Raw genomic sequence first — 25,905 nt, forward strand, 5'->3', positions numbered from 1 at the left:
TTCTCCCTCTTATTCATGTGTATTAACCTCTTTAGAATGAGTATTTGAAAGTTTGTATAAAGGAATTAAGTATATAATGAAGAGAATACTTAACATTGCATAGGCGATCGTAAGTCCAAAAGATGCAGTCAATAAGCTTGCTATTAATGGACCAACAATCATACCAAACGAATATGCAGTATTGAAGACTGCGAATATGATACCTTGTGAAGTAACACCGGCTTGTTCTGATATATCAGCCAATTTAGGAAGAGCTGGTGTGAGTACGATTCCAAGGCTAACACCTAACAAGGCAAGTGTGACAGCTTGATACCCGATGGATTGAGGCAGAGCATTTAACGGTAATACAACTGCAACTAGTACAATACCTAACATGACCGATTTCACATGTCCTATTTTAGTAGACACAATCCCAATAATAGGTGCTATAATTCCATAAGCTAGTGGTGGGATAACGAAGAGTAATCCAATCATTCCTGGCGAGGCATGTAAGTTATTTGTTATGTGTATCGGTAAAGTTGGCTCAATACTCGCAAAAACTGCTGCACCTATTGCTGCGATTCCTGCGATGATAAGAATTTGTCTTTGACGAAGTATGCCAAAAGATGAGACGAACCGCTCAGATTTTGTCTCTGTTATACTCCGAAGACAAAAAAATCTAAGAAGTGCAGTCAAAAAGCTAATCCCACCTGCCACAAAAAAAGGCAACTTATATCCACCTAATTCAAAAAGCCAGCCTCCAAATAGAGGGCCAAATAATACACCAGCTGATTGGCCTGATATGGCTATTCCCATCGCTTTCCCCCGTTCTTCACTTGGGAAAACATCCGCAACAAACGCAAGCCCTGCAGACCAAGGAATTGAGGCTGCAACTCCTTGCAAAGCACGTGCAATAACAAGGAGCCACAATGATGTAGACATAGCAAATACTATTGTAGTTACCCCTAAGCCTAGTAGCCCTATCGTAATCATTATTTTCCTTCCAATTCGATCTGCCAAGGCTCCAGAAATTGGGGTAGCTATAAATAAAGCAATAGCATAACTAGCAAACAATATACCTACGAAGGATTGAGATGCTCCTAGATCAGTAGCATAAATCGGCAGAAATGGTACAACTAAACCATACATTAACATATCTGTAAATATCGCAATTGACACGATGAATAGCACTGTTTTATTTGATGTTTTTTGCTTGTTCTTTATCACTCTTTTCTCCTCCCCTCGCAAACTCGATCATGTCATTAATACATTTCAGTTGCAATTCACATTGGCTATACATATTGTCAAATATTATTTTCACTTGATGTGGTACAGACCCAAACATTTTTTCTTTCTCTGCATAGCCTGACTTCATCGTTTCATAAATATAAATGACTTCGTTTTTCTGTTTTTCTAATGATAATAATATTTCATCATTTGATATATTGTCTATAAACGTTAACGATGTATATAAAGCTGTCGGAAATACTACCGAAGATGTTGCCAATGACTCAATGAGTAAACGATTTAATTCAGCTTCTCCTTTCGTTGTAATTCTAAAAATAGACTTCGTTCTTAAGCCTGTTTGTTCAACTGTCTCTAATTCAACCTTTGCTTCTTTTTGTAGTTTTTTCAATGCATGGTAAATGGAAGCAGGTTTCACGTTTGCCCACATTTCTGTATTCGATGATTCCATCATTCGTTGAATTTCGTAACCTGACATTGGTCCATTAGATTTAAGAAGCCCAAGTACCATTGTTCGTGTCATTTAATCACTCCTTCATCTAACTAAACATTTAATACTAAATGTTTAGTATTTGTTAAACATTATAAATACACGGTATACAAAAATAAAGGTATATCATCATTTCTACTAGATAATCCGATATATCTTTTATAAGAACAATGATCATACTCTTATTTTTCTAGCATTTCATTCACAAAAACTTGTTCAGCCATAGAAAATGAATGATTGGTTTGATGAATAAATGATAGCGTTCTTGTGAAATGTGCTTTATTTATTGAAATCGCTACGAGTTCACCACGTTCTAATTCTTTTTCCACTATAATATGTGACAGAATGGCAATGCCAAGATTATTCAGAACCGCTTCCTTAATCCCTTGACTTGAATTAAATATGTAAGAGCGCATAATAGATAAATTCCATTCCTTGATTAAATAATCACTATATGCTCGAGTTCCAGAGCCAATCTCTCGCAATATCCAAGTTTGATTATTAAGCTGAGCTGGTAAAATATTATCTTTTGAAGCGATTGGTGATGAAGGAGATGTAACAAGAACCATTTCATCCTCTAAAAAGGGCTTTACAACAAGATCATTGTTTTCGATCTTACCTTCTATCAGTCCAATATCCAAACGAGCTTGTCTTATTAATTCTGTTATTTCTTCTGTATTTTTAATCACAACTTCAATATCAACCTCTGGGTGCGCAGATGTAAACTGCGCTAAATACTTTGGTAATAAATATTCACCAATTGTATAACTTGCTCCAATCTTTATGCTCCCACTTACAATATTACTTAAATGGTTAATTTCATCTTTCGTATTGCTATACAATGTTAAAATTTTGTTTGCGTTTCTATACAACACTTTACCAGCCTTTGTTAATTCAACATATTTTGGAGAACGATAAAGAAGCTGTTCGTTAAATTCTTCTTCTAAATTGCGTATATGTAAACTAATAGTCGGTTGTGAAAAGTTTAAATGTTCAGCAGCTCGAGAAAAGTTTTTGTACTTTGCTACTGTAATAAAAATTTTTAACGCATCAATATTCATCTCTTACCCTCACTTTCCTTTTGAACTGCTAACTTAACATGCTAGAAAATTGTAACAGCGTTTAACTTATTACAACTATACAAGATTTTGTAAAAATAAGCAGTTAAAATAAATTATGTAACTTCAGCTTTTATCATATGAAGTTAAATCGATGTACACACTTGTAGAAGAAGACTAGGCTGTTATTAGAATTTCCTATGATTATCATAATAATATCTCATTTCCCCTTTTCTTATTATCAACGTAAGATGGGGTTAAGAAATGAGGTGGTCATTTTGACATTACTGCAAGAAAATCAGCCACAAATTCACAGAAAATCGCGTATAAAGGAAAATAATCGAGCATTTATTATTGGAGTATTTTTAACATTTTTACTTGCAACCGTTGCTAAATTCCTATCGACTCTACCATATTTAGAAATGGTTGGTGCATTAGTCATAGCACTAATTTTAGGGATCATGTGGCGCTTAGTTTTAGGCGTTGAACAAGATTATTCAGCTGGAATTGAATTTTCTAGCAAAAAACTACTTCGCTTAGGTATTATTATTCTTGGAATTCGTCTTAACATAAAATCAATTATTGAGATTGGGGCAAACGTTCTAAGTGGCATAATAATCATTGTTATTATAACGATTATTGTAATAGTAATACTTAGTAAAAGAATGAATGTAAATAACAACATTGGATTATTAACTGCATGTGGGACTGGGATTTGCGGGGCAGCCGCAATTGTTGCAATTGCTCCACAGATGAGAGCAAAAAATGACCAAATTACCATTAGTATTGCTATAATTGCATTATTAGGAACTTTATTTACACTTATATTTGTACTTTTTTCAGCTAAGTTGCCTTTATCAGATATTCAATATGGAATATTGTCCGGTTTATCACTTCATGAGTTAGCACATGTAGTTGCTGCCGCAGATGTTCGTGGTAAATCCGCCACGGATATCGCGGTCATCATTAAGCTTACTCGTGTACTGTTATTGGTTCCTATTGCAATTATCATAGGTCACATGTATCGTATGAATAATAATAATTCGGCAGGAAACAAGCTACCATTTCCTTGGTTTATCATAGGCTTTTTATCTATGAGTATGTTAAATACGTTTATTAGTATTCCTGTTCATATAAGTGATTTTCTAGTAATGATTGCGTATATTCTTATAGGAACAGCAATGGCTGCCCTCGGTCTTATGATTGATACACAGTCATTCCGCTTGTATGGGATTAAAGCTTTTATTGCAGGTTTGATTGGGACTATTTTTATGGTTGCGATCGCGTATGTCTTTGTCACAATATCAACTATGTAAGTGAGCAGGAATATTATAAAATTAACTAAATACTCCTGAAATGTCTATCAAAGAAGCACCTTTTACCCACTTGGTTTGAATGGAAATGACTTTTTAAAAAATATAGCCAACTAAAAAAGCAGAAACATATTGTTAAATCCAATACGTTCCTGCTTTTTATCATTAATATGACGTTAAGTTATTTTAATACTGGTTGTACGATGGCATTTTCTTTCATAACATTTGTAAACCATTTAGCACTTTCCTTCGGAATACGCTGTTGTGTTTTATAATCAACATATACCATACCAAAGCGTTTTTCATAACCAAATGCCCACTCAAAATTGTCCATAAATGACCATAAATAGTATCCCTTTAAATTCCCACCTTCTTCAATGAAGCGGTGGCATGCTTCAAGATGTGATTGAACATAGGCAATACGGTCTTTATCATCAACTACTCCTGCCACTAACTCATCTTTCATTGCAGCACCATTTTCAGCGATGTAGATTGGTAGCTCAGTATATTCAGATTGCAGACGTTTAAGTAATACATATAATGATTCAGGGTGTACTTCCCATCCCATATCTGTATGCTCACCCTCTTGTGGGATGTGATTTAGCTTTAATAGTTGGTTTTCTTCTCCAGCTGTAACAACTGATCGACTATAAAAATTGACCGCAAGAAAGTCACCTGGGTTATTTATTGTAGCTAAGTCATTTTCTTTAATAAAGTCATATTCACCAACTTCATTTTTAAACCATTCAAGCATATCAGTAGGGTACTTACCATAAAAAATTGGATCCAAGAACCAGCGATTACTATAGCCGTCTTGTCTTTTTGTTGCTGCAATATCCTCTTCAGAATTAGTTGCAGGGTAAGCAGGCTGAAGATTTAGTACAATCCCTATTTCGCCAGGTAGGTTCATTTCTTTATATTTCTGTACTGCTAAGCCATGTGATAAAAAGATATGGTGCGAAGCAATAATCGCTTCTCTCCAATTTTGATGTCCAGGTGCATGGACACCTTCACCATATCCTAAAAATGCTGCACACCAAGGTTCATTATGCGTGAACCACATTGGTACTTCATTACCAAACTCATTGAATAGAGTAGTAGCATACTCCATATAATAATCAACTATGTTTCTATTAACCCAGCCACCCTCATCTTGAATCCATTGAGGCAAATCCCAATGGTAAATAGTTAATGCAGGTTTAATATCGTATTTTTTCAACTCTGCTAATAAGCGTTTATAAAAATCTAAACCAGCTTGATTTACAACCGATTTTTGCGGGAATATTCTAGGCCATGCAACTGAAAATCGGTAATGTTTGATGCCTAAATCTGCGAGTAATTTTACATCTTCTTCAATTTTATGGTAATGATCACATGCGATATCACCGTTATCTCCATTTACAACTTTGCCAGGTACTCTACAAAAGGTATCCCAAATCGATTCTGAACGTCCGTCTTTTTCAATGGCTCCCTCAATTTGATATGAAGAAGTAGCCGTACCCCACACAAAGCCTTTAGGGAATGATTTTTGTGCTAACATAATATTCATCTCCTCTTTCATTAAACGACCTATTGTTGACATAGAAATACAAATCTTTAATGTTTATCAAAAGGTCATCTTATTGTCTATTCACCATCTTATGCAGTTTTCAGTATTCGAAAAAGAGTCTCAACATAATTTATTATAATTACAGTATCCGTTACAATTATCTTAACCCTTTACCAAGGTAACGAAACCGCTTTCGGTTTATAGTATAATTATCGACGGTTTTTATAATAATGTAAAGGCATTTTTCACAAAAAAATACTGATATTTCAGCTTTTTTAACATGACTAAATTCACGAATTTTTTTCGTAACATCCTAAAATAGATGCGTAACAATAATTATCCCCTTATCAAAACAAACTTACCTATTATGGTTATGTGTTAATTAGAGTTGTAACACTATTGGAAGGCTAGAGTATCGTTGCTCACTTAAGTCGAAGAACTAGCGCGGACAACACAATCATTATTTTCATTTACGTAGGATGACAAACGATATTAAAAACTGCTTTTATTAAGGCTCTTTACTTTAACTTTCTAGCTATTGTTACCAAATTTGAATTCTAATATGAAAAACTACAAATCAATAGGAATATAGCCTTTACTAAACAAAAAGGTAGGATGCGCTCCTACCTCACGTTATGATTTTACAGCTCCAGACATCGTACCTTCAATAATATATTTTTGAAGGAAGATATATAAGATTAATAGTGGGGCTGCCACAATTAAAATACCACATGATAGCAATGGCCAGTTATTACCATATTGTCCTTGGAAATTTAATAAACCTGCTGAAATCGACCAAAGTTTACTATCTGATAAGTAGAGGATTGGTCCTAGCAAATCATTCCATGTTCCAATGGCAGTTAATACGATTCCTGTAGCAATAATCGGCTTCATTAATGGCATGATGACGGAGAACATATATCGACCGTAGCCACAGCCATCAATACTTGCTGCTTCATCTAATTCCTTACTAATCGATTTAATATAACCAACAAACAGAATGAAAACGACACCAAATCCTGTTGAACGAATTAAGATGTAACCAAGTTGAGTATTATATAGCCCTGTCTCAACCATCATTCTAAATTGAGGAACAATTGGGTTTGGTAGAAACATCGACATTGTAAAAAAGATATAAAGCAATCCACTCCATTTTACATAACCTCTAGCAATTGGGAATGCAGCAAATATCGAAAAGATGATAACGATAACAGTTGAGACACCAGTATACAGTAAGGTATTCCATACGTATGTCGAGAAAGCTCCTTGTTCCCATGCATCTAAAAAGTTTTTAAAATTAAAGTTTTCTGCAATTGAGTTTGGACTAATAATAAACTCTGCATTTGTCTTAAAAGCTGTATTTACAACTAAGAGAAGTGGCACAAGATATAGTACTAGCATGATAAACACGGAGAAATAGCTTAAAAATTTTATTGATTTGGATGTTTTCATGTCTTATCCCACCTCTCTCTTTCGTAAATAATGCTGTGACACAACGACAAAAATGAGAACGATTAAAAATTGGATCATCGATAAAGCTGCTGGTAATCCTAAATCAATCGTATTACTTCTAAATGTTTCGCTGTAAACATCGAATCCTATCGTACTCGTATTAAAGTTCCCTCGTGTTAAGACGATAATGATGTCATAAGTTTGAAGTGCTCCAATAATTGATAGCAAAATATTTACTGTAAAAGCAGGAGCAATCATCGGGAAAGTAATATTTTTAAATGACTGCCAACTATTTGCACCATCAATGTAGGCTGCTTCGTATAAATCTTTTGGTACAGTCTGTAAACCAGCAAGGAAAATGAGCATTGAATAACCCATATACATCCATATTTGTACAAACATAATATACTCAAAAGCATGTTCAAAATTTCCAAAGAATGTGTCCGAATAACCAAATAAACCGTATATTTTTTGAACAGGTCCATTAATAGGGTTAAACATTAGCTGCCAAATTAGACCAACAACTGTTACCCCTAACAATACAGGAATAAAAAATACTGATCTAAAAAACTTATCACCTTTTAATTTTTGATTTAATACTAAGGCCATAAGTAAACCAACAGAGTTTTGAATAACTGTTACAACAATTGCGAAATATATAGTTCTCTGAATTGCTGCATATCTTTCTGGGGTATTCGAAGAGAAAAATATTTCTTTATAATTATCTAAACCTACAAAAGAAAACCCCTGCCCAGGTACACTAGTAACATCAGTAAATGAAAAGATTACTGTGAAAACTGAGGGACCAAATAAAAATGCAACATATAAACTTAAAGGGAGTAACAAAAAGAGATATGGATACAGTCTAGATCTCCCTTTTCCAAAAGGATACATAAGTCTCACCTCACGAGCTTCAAAAGCTAGTAGTTTTTGGGATAAATTAAGGGCCTGATTTCAGGCCCTTAATTAGCAGTAATATTTTTAATAGAAAGGCTTAGTTGCCTTCAGCGTCTTCCCATTCTTGTTGTTGAATTTCCGCTAATTCTTGAGCTGTTTCGATCGGTCCACCTGGTGCAATATATTCAGCATGAACACCTGCATTCGCAATGTGCTCACCAGCGTTTGGTCTATTGATGAATAATTGCTCATAACCAAGCTTGAACTCTTGTAAATATGGAGAGATCTCATTTACGAATTCACTGTCAGCTACTACATTTGGTTGAACTGGCAGCATTCCTGATGCATTAACAAACTCTGTGTAATTTTCTGGTTGAGAGAAGAACTCTAACCATTTAATTGCATATTCTTTATTTGGAGCATTTTCTGCTACTAAATATGTCATATCATACTTACCAGCTAAGCTTTTATTATCCTCAGCGTTGTCACTACCAGGGATTGGGAAGTATCCAAAATTCAAATCAGGAAAGTCTTTTGTTAATTCTGGTGCTTTCCATGCACCATCACCCATCATTGCTACTTGACCTGATGTAAATAATGAAGGTAATGTTGCATAATCAATTCCCATAAATCCATTGATTGCGTATCCCATCATTTGTTGAGCTTTTGTTAATACTTCTAGAGGTTTTTCATCAGTAAATTTGCTTTCACCAGTCCATAAGCCTCTGATAAACTCTAGTTGATCACCTAAAATTGAAGCTTGTAAGCCTTGAACAGTGATTGCTAATGGCCACGTATCTTTACCTGCAAAAGCAAGTGGAGTAACTTTATTATCTTGTAATGTGTCTAACACGTTTATGAACTCATCCCAAGTTGTCGGAACTTCTAAACCATGATCTGCAAAAATGTCTTTGTTATAGTATAAGCCTGTAAATGCAGTTGTACCAACTGGCACACCATACACTTTACCGTCAAACATTCCACCATTTTCGATGTCAGAAGCGTTATAGTTATCTAAGAAAGATTCACCAGTTAAATCAGCGATTTGTCCAGCTTCAATCCATTGTTGCCAGTTTGGCTTTTCAGCTCCCGGCGACCACTCTTGTGGTGATAAGATAAAACCAGATAAGTTAGGGAATAGGTCAACATCTTCAGCAGCTAATCTAGATTGCATTAATTGCTTATACACGTCGTCTGATGCAGTGACTGTGTATTCAACCTCTACCTCAGGGTATTCCTCCATGAATGCTTCGTTAAGTTCTGTAATATAATCATTTACCGCTTTATTTGTCCAACCTAACATTTTTAATGTAACTTTATCTTTTTGCTCTTCTTGGTTGCTATCATTAGAAGCTGTTTCATTACTTGTACCTTCACTAGAGCCATTTGAAGCGCCATCATTACCAGAACAAGCAGCAACACTAAAAATAAGTGCAATAGCTAATGTAAACATTGCAAATTTCGAAAACACTTTCTTACTCATGTTTCTCCCCCTCAAATATAATTTGTGTATAAAATACTATGTTTTCTGCTTTCATCACTGAAAGCGGTTTCGTTACAATTTCATTATTACTCAAAAATGCCTACTTGTAAAGTGATTTTTTTAAAAAAATTATAGTAAAATGACCTACTATCTAAAAAAGAACTCTATTTATATATTAAAATAAAGAAAAAAGTCGAAAACGGTTTAGAGATCTCCAAAAGTACATTTGTAGGCTCAACAGTTTAATTAAACTCAGTAACCACTTTGTAAACTTTCATCAACTTGTCTATACTCTCCATCCAATTGATACACTCGTACGTAATCAATTAGGAATTGTTGAGGAAACAAAGTTGTTTCATCTGGACTACCTGGCCAATTCCCACCAACAGCTAAATTAAGCTGTATATAAAAATCACGATTAAACGGTGCCGGATAGTTAAATTTGTCATTTGCATCTGATAGTTTTGAAAACCACTTTTGTTGTTTTAAGTATAAAATGCCATCAACATACCAACGTATTTCACCTGGTTCCCATACAATGGAGAAAACATGGAAATCATCTGAAAATTTCTCCTCATTTGGCAATGTAAAAAAGCCTCCTGTATGCGTCCAAGGTACACCGTAATGGATTGTTCCGTGCACAGTTCCTGGTTTATGGCCCAAAAGCTCCATAATATCAATTTCTCCGGATGAAGGCCATTTCCCATACATTTCATAATCGCTTGGCATCATCCAAATGGCAGGCCAAATCCCTTGTCCTTCTGGCAATTTAGCACGAATTTCAAATTTGCCATATGTCCACTCACCTTTACCTTCGGTTGTTAATTTGGCGGAAGTATACTCCCTTTGTTCATAGTTTTCCATATGTGCTTCAATAATTAAGCTGCCCTTCCCATCCAAACGTGCATTTTTTTGTCTTGAAGTATAAAACTGAAGTTCGTTATTACCAAAGCCATTTCCAGCTTCAATATAGTTCCATTTACTGATATCTATGTCTTCCCCATCAAACTCATCAGCCCATACTAAATCCCACTTTTCAGGAGTGATTTGGTGCTTATTTAGCTGAACTAATGCGGCTTTCACAACTTGATTCCTGTTATTTGCTTCATATACAGCTATGTATTTATTAATGCTGGCATCCACACCTGAAATATCGTCACCCGATTGATATGGATTGATGGCCATTTTCCCGGTCGGAACGAAATCCCCTTCACTTCGTTCTAAAGCTTTGTCCTGTGAAATGAGTACAACCAAATGGTTACCTTTCTCAGCATTAGCAATCACTTTCGTTGAGCCATGTGTAGAGCCAGCTTCAACAGCTATCTCTAAGTTATTTATATTCATGCCTTTAGCATATCCATTGTCCAAGATCCTTAACTCCCCTCCACCGCTCAATAAATCTTTTATATAAACGAAACTTATAATGATAAACATAATAATTGCAATGAATGATATTTTTTTCATAAAAGTCCTTCTCTCGTTCATATAGCTTTTTTAAGTGGCTAAATAGAGCTTATATTACTGTGAATTCACATGAAACTGACCAAGGAAAAGCAGAACATCAATTAATGTTCTGCCAAATGAGAGCCACAAGATTTTCGAATGACAAGTTCTGGTTCGACCATTAAGTTAGTTGATTGGACATGATCTTCTATTAAATCTACTAGCATATAGGCAGCTAATTTACCTATTTTACTCTTGTCTTGCTTAATAGATGTTAATGGAGGTTCAGTGTATTTACATGCATCGATATCATCGCACCCAACAATCGCAATATCTTCTGGCACGCGCAATCCTCTTTCTTTAACAGCTCTTAGTGCTCCAAATGCCATCAAATCAGAGGCCGCAAACATTGCTCTAGGTATTGTTTTCGCTTGTAATATCTTCAGCATACATTGGTAGCCACTTTCCTCAAAATAATCTCCGTAGGTAACCCAGTCTTCATTTTCAACTAACCCAAAGTCAGCCATTTTTTTCTTAAATCCTTCCAAACGATAAGCTGTGACAGGTGAATTTTTCATTCCACCTATGAAACCTATATCTCTGTACCCCGATAAATAAAAGTGCTCTACTACCTTTTTTCCTACTTTCACATTGTTGCTCATAATATAAGAAGAACGTTTGCCATCTAATTGCAAATCAACACCAATACACGGTATCTCACTTTTAACTAAATCAAATATGGAGGATTGGATTTCTTCTCCACTAATCACAATGCAACCATCTACTTGGTAGTGACGACATCTTTCTAGATAGTTTTCGTTACCGCCATTAAATTTTTCATTAGAAAAAAATAGTAAATCATATCCTAATGATCCAATAGACTTTTTAAAGGAGTTCATGACCTCAATAAAAAATGGATGATTAAAATCAGCATTAACATTACCTGCATAAATGACACCGATAATGTTAGACGTTTGCATAGCAAGAGATCTAGCGGAATAAGATGGACGATATCCCGTCTGTTCCATAATATCGAGCACTTTTTGTCTTGTCTCTTCACCTACATCCTTATAATTATTAATAATTTTCGATACTGTTGCCGGTGAGACACCCGCCATTTTTGCAATATCTTTAATAGTTACTTTCATAGCCAGTTCCCTTTTCTAATAAGATTGTCAGTAGTACTGACATAAATAAAATCTTGAAGAAAACGTAAAAATGTTAATAAAAAGTCTAGTCTAATAAAGAAGGCTCTTTTCGTAAAATTTGTTGCTATAGTTCCCGAAATGGAAAGTAAAAAGATATCGTTTTACTCATCAGTCATCGTTTTATAGAAGAGAGATGCCACGAAATCTAATTGTATATGTGTTTATTTTTTCGTATGAAAACAACAGTCTATACGAGAACAGTCAATAAGAAAAAGCAGCATATTTGAAATTAGGCCAGGTTTAACATTTATTTATTTTTCCAGTTACCCTTCACCTCCGAATAGTTTCGTAAATTATATAATATTCATAATTAAATTAAGCGTTTCCATAGTTTAAGGTTAACAGTTTTTTTTATTTTGTAAAGGCTTTTCGCTACTAATTTAGGCTTTTTCCACTATTATTCATCTTAACTTTACGAAACAAAATTTCACGAATTTTTTTCGCTTACTTTTTGTTACTTTGTAGCTATTCCAAAACTTGAATAACAATCTATTATCGTTTTTTCAGTAGCTTTATTCTATTTGATGAAAATGACTTTTAAGCATGTCCCACTGTCATAATCAATTATCAACAAAATATAATGTAGCGTAGGCTTATCTCTTCTTATTTGACTATAAAATTTAGGAATGGAGGATTACCGTGACAAACAAACATGAGTTAGGTGCAATCATTTTACGGATCGTTTTAGGTGTTACTTTTTTTATTCATGGACTCGACAAGTTTCAAACAGGAATTGATCAGGTTTCAACTTGGTTTGACGGTATGGGTATCGCTGGTTTCTTTGCTTATGTTGTAGCTTTAGTTGAAGTAATCGGAGGTGCTGCACTCATATTAGGCTTAGGAACAAGAATTGCAGGCAGTCTCCTATGCATTATTATGATTGTAGCAATATTTAAAGTAAAACTCGATGTTGGTTTTACGGGCAATGGTACTATGGCTGGCTATGAATTAGATCTTGCATTACTAGCTATGGCATTATATTTAGCGATTAATGGAAGTAAGCAATGGTCACTAGATGGTTGGTTTAGTTCATTAAAAGAGTCAAAAGTAAATAAACCATCGTAGTAAATATTATTTGAACTCAAAGTTTATTTTCTAAAATTTTAGACGGATAACAGTTATGTTATACCGTCTCTTTATTTTTGGCTATTTCCCTACTACCTGTTAGCCACATATATAATAGTACAAATTTCATAAACCTGTCATCTAACTATTCCAATGAGTTTATGTATCCAAGAGGCTATTTATTAAACTTTGTTATTATCGTTCCTAAACCAGAAGATAAAGATGTCCTTTACTCAACAGTCATCGATTTATAAAAGAAATTACACGGCGAAACTTAGTTGTGTTCGTGTTTATTTAATAATACGCAAATCAACTATCTATTCAATAACAGCATAATTAAAAAACTGGAGGTTTGACAATTGAAAAAGTATATCACTCTTTTATTTTGCGCTTTTTTAGTTGGAATAACGATCAATTTTCATCAATCATTCGCTTCAAATCATTATCCAAATGATTTTAAATTGTTACAACATAATGTTTTTCTTATGCCTACTTATGCTTCCAGCTGGGGGCAAAAAGATCGAGCGACTTTTATTAGTGAGGCAGACTACATAAAAGATCAGGATGCAATCATATTTAATGAGCTATATGATAATAACTCTTCGGAAATATTACTTAATAACATAGCGGAAGAGTACCCGTTTCAAACGCCTGTTTTAGGAAGAAGTAAAGATGGCTGGGATGAAACGCTAGGTCATTACTCAAATATAGTTCCAGAAGATGGGGGTGTTGCAATTATTTCTAAATGGCCAATTCTTGAGCAAATTCAATATGTATTTGAAGAGGGCTGTGGTGTAGATTATTTCGCAAACAAAGGATTTGTTTATGTAAAGGTTGAAAAGGAAGATGATTATTATCATATTATAGGTACTCATGCCCAAGCTGATGATACCGGCTGTGGCACTGATGAGGCAAATAGAATTCGAAAAACACAATTCCAAGAAATAGCAGAATTTATAACAGACAAGGACGTTCCCTTAGATGAGGTATTGTTTATTGGCGGTGATTTTAATGTAAACAGGTATAATGTTGATGAGTATCAGTCTTTGATTGATACTTTAAATGTCAACGAACCTTCACAATTTACTGGACATAGCTCAACATTTGATCCGGAAACAAATGAAATTGTTGCCTATAAATTTCCTGATGGAGATCCAAGGTATTTAGATTATATATTCTTAGAAAAAAATCATAAACAACCTGATTTTTGGACAAATGAAGTGCTTAATGTTAAATCACCAACATGGACAGCAATTATAAATAAGTACAATGAATTTTCTGATCACTACCCCGTATATGGATATTCTAATATTGAAGAAAACTCTCAACAATAGCTAACATGTATATCGTTAGCATATTTAAAGCCTTCATTGTATACTTACTAAGACATTATATGTAAAAAATTATAAATGAAGGTGAAAAAATGACTGTAAAGATGAAAGTATATTCAGATTTTGTTTGTCCGTTTTGTTTCTTAGCAAAGAAACCACTTCTAGAAGCAACTAGTGGAAAAGATGTTGAAATCGAATGGATGCCCTATGAACTCCGTCCAGGAAATAGCGAACCACTTAGACCAGAAAGCAATTATATTCAAACAGGATGGCAACATTCAGTAAAGCCTCTTTCTGAGCGTATTGGTGTAGAAATGGTCTTACCCGAAATGTCTCCACACCCTCGAACTCATTTAACACATGAAGGGTTGCAGTTTGCAAAAGAGAGAGGTAAAGGAAATGAGTATGCTGACGCAGTCTTCCGTGCTTTTTGGCAACTTGAACAAGATATAGGTGATGTTGAGATATTAACTTCAATTGCTGAAAATGTTGGTCTTGATGCAAATGAATTCAAAGAATCACTCGTTTCAAGAAAATATGAGCAAGTTCATCAAAAGCAACTTCAACACGCTTATACAGAAGCGAATATTCGTGCAGTACCAACAATCCAAATAGGAAATCAACAGCTATCAGGTGTGCAATCATCAGACTCAATTGAACGTGCTATTAATAAACAATTAGAAACTGCTAAAACTCCTTCAACTGGGATGAATTGTAGTATAGATGGGTGTGAATAGACAGTCATCTACAGTAGCTTATATAGAGCCGTACCCAATAATATCTACTTAAGATATTATTGAGTACGGCTATTTTTGCGTTGAACAGTGTTTAGCTACAAAAAAATTAACGCATGTACATGTAGTGTCTTTTCTGTTGGTTAGCACTAACGTTAAATCAAATATGAACCATAAATGAAAGGTTAGGATCAATATTAGGTTATCATCCTTCTGCTGCCCAATGTTATGTTGATAAAAATAACTCCGGTTTCTATATAATTACTTATTATGGATTGGTGATTTCTACATTACTAGAAATGGTTGCTGGATATATCGTTTGGTTAAATAACAGATACGAATTAATTGAAGATAAACAGGAAGATTTTTAGAAAATGAAGATGATAGTGAGTGGTTGGAAAACAAAATAATGATTTCGATGTGCTTTTAGATTTGAATGATTTGTAATTCCAACCCGCTTCAGTTAACAAACTAAGCTAAAGTTTCTCTTTTCTCTAAAGGGAGATCTAGGTAGAAGCTGAATAATTTTGTAATTTTTTTCAATTCGTCAAATAGTCTATCCTTTGCTAGAATAATAGTAATTTGACAAGTAGGCGATTGGATTCTTGGAATTTAGAAAGGGTGTTCATAAGTGAGTTTTTCATTTATTGTCGCTGTAAGTAAAAACGGAGTAATTGGTGTAGATAACAAACTCCCTTGGAATCTATCAAATGACTTAAAATATTTTAAGAGCAAAACTACAGGCAAAAACGTGATTATGGGTAGGAAAACATTTGATTCGATTGGGAAACCTCTTCCAAACAGGGAGAATTATATTTTAACAAGAGAGAGAAATTATCAACAAGAAGGATGTCATGTCTATCATTCTATTGATGAGATCATAAAGTATTTACCCGTTGATAAAGAAAATATGGTTATCGGCGGTGGTGAAGTATATAAATTATTTAGCCCTTATGTTGATAAAATTTATTTAACTAAAGTGGATGTAATTATAGAAGGCAATACATTTTTTGAAGTCCCTAAAGGGTTCATAGTTACCGAAGAAGAAAAACATTATGATGAAAACCAGGGAATCCATTATTCCTTTTTAACAATGGAAAAAGTATAAGGATTGCTTTGTTAAATTCGTAATGACTCGAATACTCAAATTTCGTAAGAGAGTGGAGGAACCACAAAACAAACAGTACATTGGGGTGTACTGTAGCTTGTGGTTTTTTATTTCCATTAAACTGTGTTTTGTGAAAGGTGTTGTTGGTTAATGCTTTATTCTAAGAGGTTTAAATTAAGCGATGCTCATGATTGGGTTGTTTTTATTCATGGTGCGGGAGGAAGTTCAACAGTATGGTATAAACAGTTAAAAGCATTTAAAGAGCACTTTAATGTACTACTGATAGATTTAAGGGGACACGGAAAGTCAAAAGATAGAGGGATTTTGAAGAGAAATTACTCTTTTTCCGATGTAAGTTTAGATATTATTGAGGTATTAAATGACTTAAACATTAAAAATGCACATTTTGTGGGAATATCATTAGGAACGATATTAATTAGAAATATTGCAGAAATTGAGCCCAATAGAGTTAAAACTATGATTTTGGGTGGTGCTGTTATACGGTTAAACACCCGCGTAAAAACCTTAATGTTCTTGGGGAATGTAGGGAAAAAAGTTGTTCCGTATATGTGGTTATATAAATTATTTGCTTGGTGTTTAATGCCTAAAAAAAGACATAAGGAATCTCGGTTGCTTTTTGTTAATCAAGCAAAGAAGCTATGTCAAAAAGAATTTGTCAAGTGGTTTAAGTTAACGAAGGATGTCGTTCCATTGTTGGTGCAGTTTGAAGAAAATGAGTTGGATATTCCTACCTTGTATGTCATGGGGCAAGAAGATTATATGTTCTTACTTCCAGTTGAGGAAGTAGTGAAGAAGAGCAATCATGCGCAGCTTGAAATTATCGAGGATAGTGGTCATGTTGTGAACGTTGATCAACCAGATAAATTTAATGTAATGTCAATTAGATTCTTGAATACTCTAAAAGGTGATAATAGATATGTCGCAAGTAGATAAATAAAATATGAAGTTAATAAAGATTAGATTAGAAGTACGAGTTATAAAGCGATAGGACAACCGGGAGCAACAGATATAAGATGGGTATAATTAACTAAATCATTAATAACCTTACTCTTGGATATGAGTAAGGTTATTTACTATACATAAATTATTGTAAATAATCATATAGTACATTTCCTTTTGACACATGCTTTGAAAATTGTTAAACAAATTTGTATTCTCCTATAATCAGTAATCGCACAATCATCATGTCGCATAAACTGAACATAAGAGAATTAAAGAAAACAGAATTAGATTTCTAACATTGTAGATAGAACTTTTAGTTGAAGGTTGATATCTAGCTTCTCTGTTTAAATAATAATAGTCATTTTTAATTTTTTTAATCTTTTCCAAGTGGATGTAGAAATCAATACCTTATTTAAGCAAATTAAGTAAACTGCACGTAATTTACTGATAATCTTACTTTTTAGTAAAACATCTGATTTATATAATCAGTCACTACTTATGGGAACAAGTAACTCAATAAAAAAAAAGAGTAACACCTCATCACAAAGTAAATGAAGGCGTTACTCTTGTTATTATTGATATTTTTGTAGAATTGACTGTAGTTTTAACGCAAGAGATAAATCTCCCTTGATTTTTAGTTGTCCCATCATGAAAGCTGATGTTGCATTCAATTTACCGTGTATCAGCTTTACTAGATTTTCACCAGATAACTGAATTGTACAAGATGGATCTTCAGCTTCACCTTCATTGTATGCTAGCTCTCCATTTGAAAATGCTACTTGATATGCCCCTTCATCTTCCCCAGATACTTGAAATTGATAAACATAATCAAGTCCTTCAATGTGTTCAGGATTTTCATTAATTTTGTCAGAAAGATTTTTCAACTCTTCTTTTACAGCCATATATTCCACCCCTTTATTAAAATACCAATATAAATACTGGTAATTTCATTGTAAATGAATACTCATTCATTTACAATGAAATTTGATTATTTCGAATTATTTTCCTAATAAAATTTTGTTGTTTAATTTTGCACACTCATTATCATCTTGAAAAAATCCTGTAATCATCATAATATAGCAATATATCACGTACTATATACACACTCTTGTAATTTTATAATAAGGAGTAGACGATGGTTATTATTAGAGATGCACACCAAGACGATCTTTTGAGTATATTAAACATTTACAATCAAGCAATTGTAAATACAACTGCAACTTTTGATTTAACAGAGGAGACGCTCGAACAAAGACAACAATGGTTTTCTAAATATGGAAGTGATTATCCTCTAATTGTAGCTACGATTGAAAATAAGGTTGTAGGTTATTGTTGCCTATCAGCATTTAGAGAAAAAGCAGCTTACGCTAAAACTGTTGAATTATCAGTATATGTAGATGAAAATACGCGAGGACATGGAGTGGCTACAAAGTTAGTAAATGAAATTTTACTAAGAGCTAAACAAATAGGTTTTCATGTTATCATTTCTGGTATCACAAAAGGAAATGATAGTAGCATTAAACTTCATGAAAAATTCGGTTTTGAATTTATTGGCTCCTTTAAAGAAGTTGGTTACAAGTTTGACAGCTGGCAAGATGTATTATTTTATCAATTAATAATGGACTGAACTCCTCACGCTATTAGACTTTGGCTCATTAGAGTGGATGTCTGTTAAGTTAATTTGAGCAACATTAAAAACCGCCATTAAAACACAATGGCGGTTTCTTCATCACTTAATTTCCAGAGCTTTGACGTGCTTCCTTCAGTAATTCTTTGATTTCCTCAACTGTTTTACCTTCTGTATCAATTCCTAATTCTTCTGCTCGTTGAATTAGTCTTTGCTGGCGTTGATCTTTTAGTAACTCTTGAATTTCTTCTAGTGATTTTCCTTCTACGTCAATTCCTAGCTGCTCAGCTTTTTCTAATAACTTTGCCTCTTTTTCTTCATCACTAAGCTCATTCCATTTTTCTTGAAACTTTTCTTTGTTCATTCTTTTCCCTTTATGGGATGGAGCTTGTTCCTTCATTAATTCTATTACTTCATCCACAGTTTTTCCTTCTGTATCAATACCTAATTCTTCTGCTCGTTCGAACAGCTTTTGCTCACGTTGTTCCTTCAACAAGTCTTGGATTTCTTCTAATGTTTTGCCTTCTACGTCAATTCCTAGCTGCTCTGCTCGCTCTGTTAGCTTTGTCATTTTTTCTTCATCACTAAGCTCATTCCATTTTTCTTGGAACTTTTCTTTATTTATTCTTTTTCCTTTATGGTGTGGAGCTTGTTCCTTCACTAACTCTATTACTTCGTCCACAGTTTTGCCTTCTGTATCAATACCTAATTCTTCTGCTCGTTCCAGCAGCTTTTGTTCACGTTGTTCCTTCAACAAGTCTTGGATTTCTTCTAATGTTTTGCCTTCTACGTTAATTCCGAGCTGCTCTGCTCGCTCTGTTAGCTTTGCCATTTTTTCTTCATCACTAAGCTCATTCCATTTTTCTTGGAACTTTTCTTTATTTATTCTTTTTCCTTTATGGTGTGGAGCTTGTTCCTTCACTAACTCTATTACTTCATCCACAGTTTTGCCTTCTGTATCAATACCTAATTCTTCTGCTCGTTCCAGTAGCTTTTGTTCACGTTGTTCCTTCAACAAGTCTTGGATTTCTTCTAATGTTTTGCCTTCTACGTCAATTCCTAGCTGCTCTGCTCGCTCTGTTAGCTTTGCCATTTTTTCTTCATCACTAAGCTCATTCCATTTTTCTTGAAAATGATCTTTATTAAAGTATTTTACGTTACTATCATATTTTGCAAAAGCACTAGTAGCACTCACTCCTCCCAATGTTATTGCTCCAGCTAAGGCTAACAAACCAATTTTCTTCATTATTAACTCTCCTCCTTCAATTGTTGGACAATTTATTTGTCACATGTTTACTATAAGCTGTCTTTGTGTCAATCATATGTCAAGGCAAATTAAACATCATTTTCTTATGGTGGTCATTGTTTGGTCATAAAAACCGTGCTAGTATATTCATAATTATTATTCGTTAATTACCAAATTTTTATTATTGAGGAGAAGAACAATGATTCGTAAATTGAAGTCTAATGACCATAAACAAGTATTTTCTTTCCTAGAAGAAGAAGCTTCATTTAACTTATTTCTTATCGGTGATATTGAAGCATTCGGATACGAACAAGACTTCCAAGATATTTGGGGAGAATTCGATGAAAACAATCAGCTAATCGCTGTTTTACTTCGTTATTACCAATACTATATTCCTTATGCCAAACATGGGTTTGATGTAGAAGGTTTTGTTCAAATTATTAAGAAACATGATAATGTACAATCTCTTTCCGGTAAGTCTGAAATCGCATGTCAGTTTGAAAATATTGAGGGCTTAAAGCTAGGAAAAAAACAAAACATGTTCTTTTGTGAATGTGTAACAGATGATCAATTAGGAGAACTACATTTTCAATCAGAAATATCTCTAGCAACAATTGAAGATGTCGATGGGATTATTGCATTAAGAAGTGATATTGAGGAATTTGTAACACCATCAAATGCAAAAGAAATGTTTATAAAAACAATGAAATCTGGTACAGGTCGCACATATGTTATGAAAAAGAATGGACAAATTATTGCCTCTGCATCAACTACGGCAGAAAATTCGATATCAGCAATGATCGTTGGTGTTTGTACTCATCAAGACTATAGAAATAGAGGCTATGCCACTGAAGTGATGAAAATGTTATGTAAAGACTTATTAAAAGAAGGAAAAACACTTTGTCTTTTTTACGATAACCCAGGCGCAGGTAGGATTTATAAAAAGCTTGGTTTTGTTGACATTGGAAAATGGGTAATGTACAGATAATCATTAGGTATTTTTCCAAAACATACATGAAAGGGTTCTAACCCACAAATTGATGGGTAGAACCCTTTTTTTAGTGCTCTTCTGTCCAAAATTCAGGTTATACTGTCTGAATCACATGTTTTACTATCCAAACTACTTCGTTTACTATCCAAACTGCTTCATTTACTATCCAAACTGCTTCGATTACTATCCAAACTACTTCGATTACTATCCAAACTACTTCATTTACTATCCAAGCTACTTCGGTTACTATCCAAACTACTTCATTTACTATCCAAACTACTTCGGTTACTATCCAAACTACTTCATTTACTATCCAAACTACTTCGGTTACTATCCAAACTGCTCCATTTACTATCCAAACTACTTCATTTACTATCCAAACTGCTTCATTTACTATCTAAACTACTTCGGTTACTGCCCAAACTACTTCGGTTACTATCCAAACTGCTTCATTTACTATCCAAACTGCTTCATTTACTATCCAAACTGCTTCATTTACTATCCAAACTACTTTGTTTACTATCCTAACTGCTTTGTTTACTATCCAAACTGCTTTGTTTACTATCCAAACTGCTTTGTTTACTATCCAAACTGCTTTGTTTACTATCCAAACTGCTTTGTTTACTATCCAAACTGCTTTGTTTACTATCCAAACTGCTTTGTTTACTATCCAAGCTTAACTATTTAGTTGTAAAATAGCTTCAATTTCAGTTAATTCTTCTTCACTAAATGAAAGATGGTTAAGAGCTTTAACATTATCTTCGATTTGGGCTACCCGACTGGCACCAATCAGTGCGGAAGTCACTCGCTCATCACGTAAAGCCCAAGAAATTGCAAGTTGCGCTAAACTTTGCCCACGATTTTTGGCAATATTATTAAGTTGGACCACCATATTAACTCTTTTATCATTAATATCTTGTTCATTTAAAAATACACTTTCACTAGCAGCACGAGAATCACTAGGAATACCTTGCAAATACCTGTCAGTTAAGACACCCTGTGCCAATGGTTGGAAGATGATCGTTCCAATACCAGCTCTTTCATTAACATCTAACAACCCATGTTCAACCCAACGATTCAACATTGAATATGCTGGTTGATGAAGAACAATTGGTGTTTTTAAGTCCTTCAGTACCTCAAGTGCTTGAGATGTTTGGAGGGCATCATAATTGGATAACCCTACATACAATGCTTTTCCTTGTCGAACAATTGAATCAAGGGCCATCATAGTCTCTTCAATAGAAGTTTCAGGATCTGGACGATGTGAATAAAAGACATCTACGTAGTCTACCCCTAGTCTTTTTAAGCTTTGATCCAGGCTAGCAATTAAATATTTTCTTGATCCAAAATCACCATAAGGGCCTGGCCACATACCGTAACCTGCCTTAGTTGAAATAATTAATTCATCTCTATAATCCTTTAATTCCGTCTGCAAAATTTTACCTAGTGTTTCTTCAGCACTCCCTGCTGGGGGACCGTAGTTGTTAGCAAGATCAAAGTGAGTAACTCCTAAATCAAATGCTCGTGTAACCATCGCTTTAGCATTATCATAATCATCAACTCCACCAAAATTATGCCATAACCCTAGCGAAACAGCAGGTAACTTCAAACCGGTCTTGCCACACCTGCGATAAATCATCGTATGGTATCTGTTTTCATTTGCTTTATAATTCATCTTATCCTGCTACACAAAACAAGCTTTTCGATTCATGGATAAGTGCTAAGACAAATGCCATTGATATTAAATGGATGAGTAGCTCATTTATTTCCTGACACTTAATTCACATGAAATATTGAATGCTTTTATTGTTATAGCAGTCTTTCACCTGCCCTTTTAGTATCATATTTTAAATCTACTTTCAGTGTCATTATTAAAGTTTATGTATAACGAAAACGCTTTCGAATACATTATACGTTCTTTTTTTCACATACGTCAATGAAAGTATTTCCCTACAAAAAACAGGCTGACCTCATACTGGCTAGCCTGTAACAATATATAATGAATATTAGCTAAAATTTTGTTGTACACATTGGTTTTTGATCTGTAGCAAAAATTCTATTAACCGTTTCTACATAAGTTGAATCAGATATGCTCACTAATCCATAGCTAAGTAGTTGCTTAAAAGGAATAGAACCAACAAGCATTGATGTAAATTCTGAAACATGTAATGATATTTCTACGTCATACTCACTTTCTTCCATCACTTTTACTTTGCCGTCTTCAAAATATAAGATAACACTACCTTCATTTTCTTTAAGGAAGTCGTCATTAATCGTTATCTTCAATTTACAATTCGCATTATTAAAATTATGGCTACTTAACTGTTGGAATATAGCCTTCGTATTAATTACTCTATACATTATGCCTACACCTTGGACATTGCTTTCATGATACACATGGGGCATGATATGATTCGTACCGTTCCGAACGTCTTTTAGTAAGTAATGGAAATATTCATCTTGAGTATGAACAATGACTTCATTGACTTGATCCATTTGGCTATTTAGAAAGGTTAAGAGCTCTTGAAGAACTTCTGTGTTTTCATATATAATTTCTTCAATAATTAAATTATTTAGTAGAAAGTTGTTCTTATTTACTTTGTTAAATGTAAAAACAAGATAACCTCTAATTGATTCTTCTTCTTTATACCCAATAATGCTATTTCCTTCTTTTTTAAATATACTAGCTGCGTCATTGTAATTTTTCTGTATCATGCCGTGAGTCATTTTCGCGACTCTATTATAGCAGTCTAGTAACTCGGTAGTTTCAGAGGCATCAACATATTGGAGATGCTTCTTCGACCTTCCTTTCGGAAAGCTATGGGGTTGAATTCGATATTGATTCGTTTTTGTACCATATCCAAAACCCATTTTTTTATAAAAATCTGGACGGAACGGATATAGAACTGCAAGTGGAAAGCCTTTTTTTCTAAAGTGTTGTAATGAAAAGGATATTAAGTCCTTACCTATTTTTTCTTTTTTATGTAATAGATCAACTGCAACTGAGCCAATTCCACCTGCGTTTATTTGAGACGAAAATAGCGTCAGCTTGTAATCATATAATCTCATGCCACCTACAACTTTTTGATCTTTAAATGCACCATAAAATACTTTTGAAGAGTCAATACTCTGCAACTCTATAAATTTTTCTTCTAATTGCTTTATTTTGTTTACAGAAGAATCATAAAACCCCGGATACGCATTAACTGAAATTTTTGCAAAATCTCTAAAATCGACATCTATCATCTTTTTAATTTCAATCACCATACTTCCACCCCTTACAGTATATTATTGATACATGTGACCTTCTGAAAATGCTCCTTTTTCACCTGCTTCCTTAATGACTTCTTATCGAACAATTTGTTGCTATTTCTTACAAACAGATGACAAGATGAGGGTTATATATTTCTGTGATTTTTTTGTGAAGAAAAGGTACTACCTTCGCTAGTTGGTCTTCATTTATTTTGTCGTACGAAACTACAATTAATATGATAATGAACAAAGGACAAAACATACCTCGTAAGCTACGAGTTTAGCTCATAGTACGAAAAGTAACAGTTAATTCGAAAGCAGCCTTTTCTTAAATTCTATTAAATAATGGAGTTCTTTATACAATAGTGGGATTATTTAACTATTTTATCATACGTCCCATAATTACTGCATTTAGAAAAGCAATTTCATCGATAGTTATATCTTGTTTCCTCGCTTTTTGATGCCATTTATTACTCGTCAAAATCCCCTTTTTATAGGAAATCTCATACGTTTTTGCGAGTTCCTCGTATTGCCATTTTTGTAGTTTCATTGAGCTTTCCTCCTCTTCTATTTTTTCACTTAAATACGCTAATGGATTGACGGCATTTGTCTTATTAAGATTCCACCTTCCTTTATGCAACTCGAAGTGTAAGTGTTGACCTGTAGATTGACCAGTATTACCCATATAACCTACATGTTCTCCTTGCTTCACGTAATCACCTTGCTTGACTTTTCGAGATCCACTACGCATATGTGCGTAAACAGTTTCCCAGATTTGTCCTTCGATATGATGAACTAAAAAGATAACTTCACCATAGCTCGTTGATATATATGATCGACTAACAGTACCTTCAGCAGCTGCAACAATTGAAACCATTCCAGATTGGGCAAAATCTACACCATAATGGTCTGGCCTCTGGCTTGTACGATATGCTGACGACACACGTCCTTCACAAGGATAGATAAACAATATTGCTCCCCCCTTTCTTCATCGTAGTTATATAATCTTTATATAACTAAACTATGTAAAAAGGTCCCTCTTGGAAACTGTCATTTATCTCAGCACAATCGTCCTTTTCATCACACATCGTTAATAGGCTACTATACTTGACTACTTGTAGATGAAAATATGTAAGAGCAATTTGACTATAAAACATGTAAAAAATCTTCAAAAAACAGGTGGATTATATGATATGAACGAGGAGAGCTTAGACCATTACCAAATCTATGTCTAAGGAGAAAAATCTCATTTTATATGGATAGAAGTAGTAATAAACAACTACACGCATGATTGTTAAACGTGCTTAAATCATGTATTGTCCAAATATAAAGGAGGTTAAGAAGGATTGTTTTCAAACTATCAACACTGCTAAATGTTATTAGCTTATGAAATAATCGGGAATCAATCATCATTACTTTAAAACTTCTACTACCTAAACTACTTTTTTGTTCGCACAAATATTCATCATAC

General features: G+C 34.0%; 21 protein-coding genes and 1 pseudogene. 8 read left to right on the forward strand and 14 right to left on the reverse strand.

Translation table 11 applies throughout. The annotated features are described in order from the left end of the window. Nucleotides 1-9 precede the first annotated feature (9 nt). The 3 genes from V1503_RS04090 to V1503_RS04100 form a co-directional block, all read right to left on the reverse strand. A complete protein-coding gene (locus V1503_RS04090) occupies nt 10-1,206 on the reverse strand; it encodes an MFS transporter (protein WP_410625028.1) in 1,197 nt (398 codons plus the stop codon). Next, complete coding sequence (locus V1503_RS04095) at nt 1,175-1,747, reverse strand: PadR family transcriptional regulator (protein WP_410625030.1); 573 nt, start codon at nt 1,745-1,747, stop codon at nt 1,175-1,177. The genes V1503_RS04090 and V1503_RS04095 overlap by 32 nt, the downstream gene beginning before the upstream one ends. A 149-nt stretch (nt 1,748-1,896) precedes the next feature. After that, nucleotides 1,897-2,775, reverse strand: a complete 879-nt coding sequence (locus V1503_RS04100; RefSeq protein ID WP_410625032.1) for a LysR family transcriptional regulator — start codon at nt 2,773-2,775, stop codon at nt 1,897-1,899. Between the two features lie 275 nt (nt 2,776-3,050). On the opposite strand from V1503_RS04100, the gene V1503_RS04105 reads away from it, so the two are divergent. Continuing rightward, nucleotides 3,051-4,088, forward strand: coding sequence for a YeiH family protein (locus tag V1503_RS04105; protein WP_410625033.1), 1,038 nt, complete (start codon nt 3,051-3,053; stop codon nt 4,086-4,088). Between the two features lie 178 nt (nt 4,089-4,266). On the opposite strand, the gene V1503_RS04110 is transcribed toward V1503_RS04105, so the two are convergent. The 6 genes from V1503_RS04110 to V1503_RS04135 all read right to left on the reverse strand — a co-directional run bounded on the left by V1503_RS04110 (nt 4,267) and on the right by V1503_RS04135 (nt 12,057). Further along, a complete protein-coding gene (locus tag V1503_RS04110; protein WP_410625035.1) occupies nt 4,267-5,625 on the reverse strand; it encodes a GH1 family beta-glucosidase in 1,359 nt (452 codons plus the stop codon). A gap of 642 nt (nt 5,626-6,267) precedes the next feature. Continuing rightward, nucleotides 6,268-7,086, reverse strand: a complete 819-nt coding sequence (locus V1503_RS04115) for a carbohydrate ABC transporter permease (RefSeq protein ID WP_320258168.1) — start codon at nt 7,084-7,086, stop codon at nt 6,268-6,270. A gap of 3 nt (nt 7,087-7,089) precedes the next feature. Further along, a complete protein-coding gene (locus V1503_RS04120; RefSeq protein ID WP_214482469.1) occupies nt 7,090-7,980 on the reverse strand; it encodes a carbohydrate ABC transporter permease in 891 nt (296 codons plus the stop codon). Nucleotides 7,981-8,080: 100 nt separating this feature from the next. Next, nucleotides 8,081-9,466, reverse strand: a complete 1,386-nt coding sequence (locus V1503_RS04125; RefSeq protein ID WP_410625037.1) for an ABC transporter substrate-binding protein — start codon at nt 9,464-9,466, stop codon at nt 8,081-8,083. Nucleotides 9,467-9,718: 252 nt separating this feature from the next. Further along, a complete protein-coding gene (locus V1503_RS04130) occupies nt 9,719-10,930 on the reverse strand; it encodes a family 16 glycosylhydrolase (RefSeq protein ID WP_410625039.1) in 1,212 nt (403 codons plus the stop codon). Nucleotides 10,931-11,031: 101 nt separating this feature from the next. Then, nucleotides 11,032-12,057 carry a LacI family DNA-binding transcriptional regulator gene (locus V1503_RS04135; RefSeq protein WP_410625041.1) on the reverse strand — a complete coding sequence of 342 codons (1,026 nt, stop codon included), beginning with the start codon at nt 12,055-12,057 and terminating at the stop codon, nt 11,032-11,034. A 699-nt stretch (nt 12,058-12,756) separates the two neighbouring features. On the opposite strand from V1503_RS04135, the gene V1503_RS04140 reads away from it, so the two are divergent. From V1503_RS04140 to V1503_RS04160, 5 genes are all read left to right on the forward strand, one after another. Continuing rightward, nucleotides 12,757-13,182 carry a DoxX family protein gene (locus V1503_RS04140; protein WP_410625043.1) on the forward strand — a complete coding sequence of 142 codons (426 nt, stop codon included), beginning with the start codon at nt 12,757-12,759 and terminating at the stop codon, nt 13,180-13,182. 359 nt (nt 13,183-13,541) lie between these two features. Next, nucleotides 13,542-14,516 carry a sphingomyelin phosphodiesterase gene (sph, locus tag V1503_RS04145; protein ID WP_410625045.1) on the forward strand — a complete coding sequence of 325 codons (975 nt, stop codon included), beginning with the start codon at nt 13,542-13,544 and terminating at the stop codon, nt 14,514-14,516. A gap of 89 nt (nt 14,517-14,605) precedes the next feature. Further along, nucleotides 14,606-15,250 carry a DsbA family oxidoreductase gene (locus V1503_RS04150; protein WP_410625047.1) on the forward strand — a complete coding sequence of 215 codons (645 nt, stop codon included), beginning with the start codon at nt 14,606-14,608 and terminating at the stop codon, nt 15,248-15,250. Nucleotides 15,251-15,878: 628 nt separating this feature from the next. Continuing rightward, entirely contained in the window at nt 15,879-16,355 is a 477-nt protein-coding gene (locus tag V1503_RS04155; protein ID WP_410625049.1) for a dihydrofolate reductase, read from the forward strand. Nucleotides 16,356-16,505: 150 nt separating this feature from the next. Further along, on the forward strand, nt 16,506-17,309 hold the full coding sequence (locus V1503_RS04160; RefSeq protein WP_410625051.1) for an alpha/beta fold hydrolase: 804 nt from the start codon (nt 16,506-16,508) through the stop codon (nt 17,307-17,309). A 581-nt stretch (nt 17,310-17,890) separates the two neighbouring features. Here V1503_RS04160 and V1503_RS04165 read toward each other — a convergent pair. Beyond that, a complete protein-coding gene (locus V1503_RS04165) occupies nt 17,891-18,220 on the reverse strand; it encodes an SCP2 sterol-binding domain-containing protein (RefSeq protein WP_214482460.1) in 330 nt (109 codons plus the stop codon). A 233-nt stretch (nt 18,221-18,453) separates the two neighbouring features. On the opposite strand from V1503_RS04165, the gene V1503_RS04170 reads away from it, so the two are divergent. Further along, nucleotides 18,454-18,945 (forward strand): GNAT family N-acetyltransferase, encoded by a 492-nt coding sequence (locus tag V1503_RS04170; protein ID WP_320258161.1) that lies wholly within the window; start codon nt 18,454-18,456, stop codon nt 18,943-18,945. A gap of 106 nt (nt 18,946-19,051) precedes the next feature. On the opposite strand, the gene V1503_RS04175 is transcribed toward V1503_RS04170, so the two are convergent. Beyond that, complete coding sequence (locus V1503_RS04175) at nt 19,052-20,191, reverse strand: coiled-coil domain-containing protein (protein WP_410625054.1); 1,140 nt, start codon at nt 20,189-20,191, stop codon at nt 19,052-19,054. Nucleotides 20,192-20,390: 199 nt separating this feature from the next. Between V1503_RS04175 and V1503_RS04180 the strand changes: the two genes are divergently transcribed. Continuing rightward, the gene (locus V1503_RS04180; RefSeq protein ID WP_410625055.1) at nt 20,391-21,179 is read left to right on the forward strand and encodes a GNAT family N-acetyltransferase; all 789 of its coding nucleotides are present in this window, start codon (nt 20,391-20,393) and stop codon (nt 21,177-21,179) included. A gap of 679 nt (nt 21,180-21,858) precedes the next feature. Here V1503_RS04180 and mgrA read toward each other — a convergent pair. From mgrA to V1503_RS04195, 3 genes and pseudogenes are all read right to left on the reverse strand, one after another. Continuing rightward, nucleotides 21,859-22,857: an L-glyceraldehyde 3-phosphate reductase gene (gene mgrA, locus V1503_RS04185; protein WP_410625057.1), complete on the reverse strand. Its 999-nt coding sequence runs from the start codon at nt 22,855-22,857 to the stop codon at nt 21,859-21,861. Between the two features lie 335 nt (nt 22,858-23,192). Next, nucleotides 23,193-24,449, reverse strand: coding sequence for a GNAT family N-acetyltransferase (locus tag V1503_RS04190; RefSeq protein ID WP_410625059.1), 1,257 nt, complete (start codon nt 24,447-24,449; stop codon nt 23,193-23,195). 559 nt (nt 24,450-25,008) lie between these two features. Further along, nucleotides 25,009-25,407 (reverse strand): annotated as a pseudogene (locus V1503_RS04195) (M23 family metallopeptidase); the annotation flags it as partial. Nucleotides 25,408-25,905 lie beyond the last annotated feature (498 nt).

It is taken from the genome of Nanhaiella sioensis (assembly GCF_046557775.1).
In the GTDB taxonomy this organism is placed as follows: domain Bacteria; phylum Bacillota; class Bacilli; order Bacillales; family SM2101; genus Nanhaiella; species Nanhaiella sioensis.

Excerpts from the sequence above, each read along its gene's own strand:
- V1503_RS04095 (WP_410625030.1), bottom strand. The coding sequence starts at position 1,747 with ATGACACGAACAATGGTACTTGGGCTTCTTAAATCTAATGGACCAATG.
- V1503_RS04100 (WP_410625032.1), bottom strand. The coding sequence starts at position 2,775 with ATGAATATTGATGCGTTAAAAATTTTTATTACAGTAGCAAAGTACAAA.
- V1503_RS04110 (WP_410625035.1), bottom strand. The coding sequence starts at position 5,625 with ATGTTAGCACAAAAATCATTCCCTAAAGGCTTTGTGTGGGGTACGGCT.
- V1503_RS04115 (WP_320258168.1), bottom strand. The coding sequence starts at position 7,086 with ATGAAAACATCCAAATCAATAAAATTTTTAAGCTATTTCTCCGTGTTT.
- V1503_RS04120 (WP_214482469.1), bottom strand. The coding sequence starts at position 7,980 with ATGTATCCTTTTGGAAAAGGGAGATCTAGACTGTATCCATATCTCTTT.
- V1503_RS04125 (WP_410625037.1), bottom strand. The coding sequence starts at position 9,466 with ATGAGTAAGAAAGTGTTTTCGAAATTTGCAATGTTTACATTAGCTATT.
- V1503_RS04130 (WP_410625039.1), bottom strand. The coding sequence starts at position 10,930 with ATGAAAAAAATATCATTCATTGCAATTATTATGTTTATCATTATAAGT.
- V1503_RS04135 (WP_410625041.1), bottom strand. The coding sequence starts at position 12,057 with ATGAAAGTAACTATTAAAGATATTGCAAAAATGGCGGGTGTCTCACCG.
- V1503_RS04150 (WP_410625047.1), top strand. The coding sequence starts at position 14,606 with ATGACTGTAAAGATGAAAGTATATTCAGATTTTGTTTGTCCGTTTTGT.
- V1503_RS04160 (WP_410625051.1), top strand. The coding sequence starts at position 16,506 with ATGCTTTATTCTAAGAGGTTTAAATTAAGCGATGCTCATGATTGGGTT.
- V1503_RS04165 (WP_214482460.1), bottom strand. The coding sequence starts at position 18,220 with ATGGCTGTAAAAGAAGAGTTGAAAAATCTTTCTGACAAAATTAATGAA.
- V1503_RS04170 (WP_320258161.1), top strand. The coding sequence starts at position 18,454 with ATGGTTATTATTAGAGATGCACACCAAGACGATCTTTTGAGTATATTA.
- V1503_RS04175 (WP_410625054.1), bottom strand. The coding sequence starts at position 20,191 with ATGAAGAAAATTGGTTTGTTAGCCTTAGCTGGAGCAATAACATTGGGA.
- V1503_RS04180 (WP_410625055.1), top strand. The coding sequence starts at position 20,391 with ATGATTCGTAAATTGAAGTCTAATGACCATAAACAAGTATTTTCTTTC.
- mgrA (WP_410625057.1), bottom strand. The coding sequence starts at position 22,857 with ATGAATTATAAAGCAAATGAAAACAGATACCATACGATGATTTATCGC.
- V1503_RS04190 (WP_410625059.1), bottom strand. The coding sequence starts at position 24,449 with ATGGTGATTGAAATTAAAAAGATGATAGATGTCGATTTTAGAGATTTT.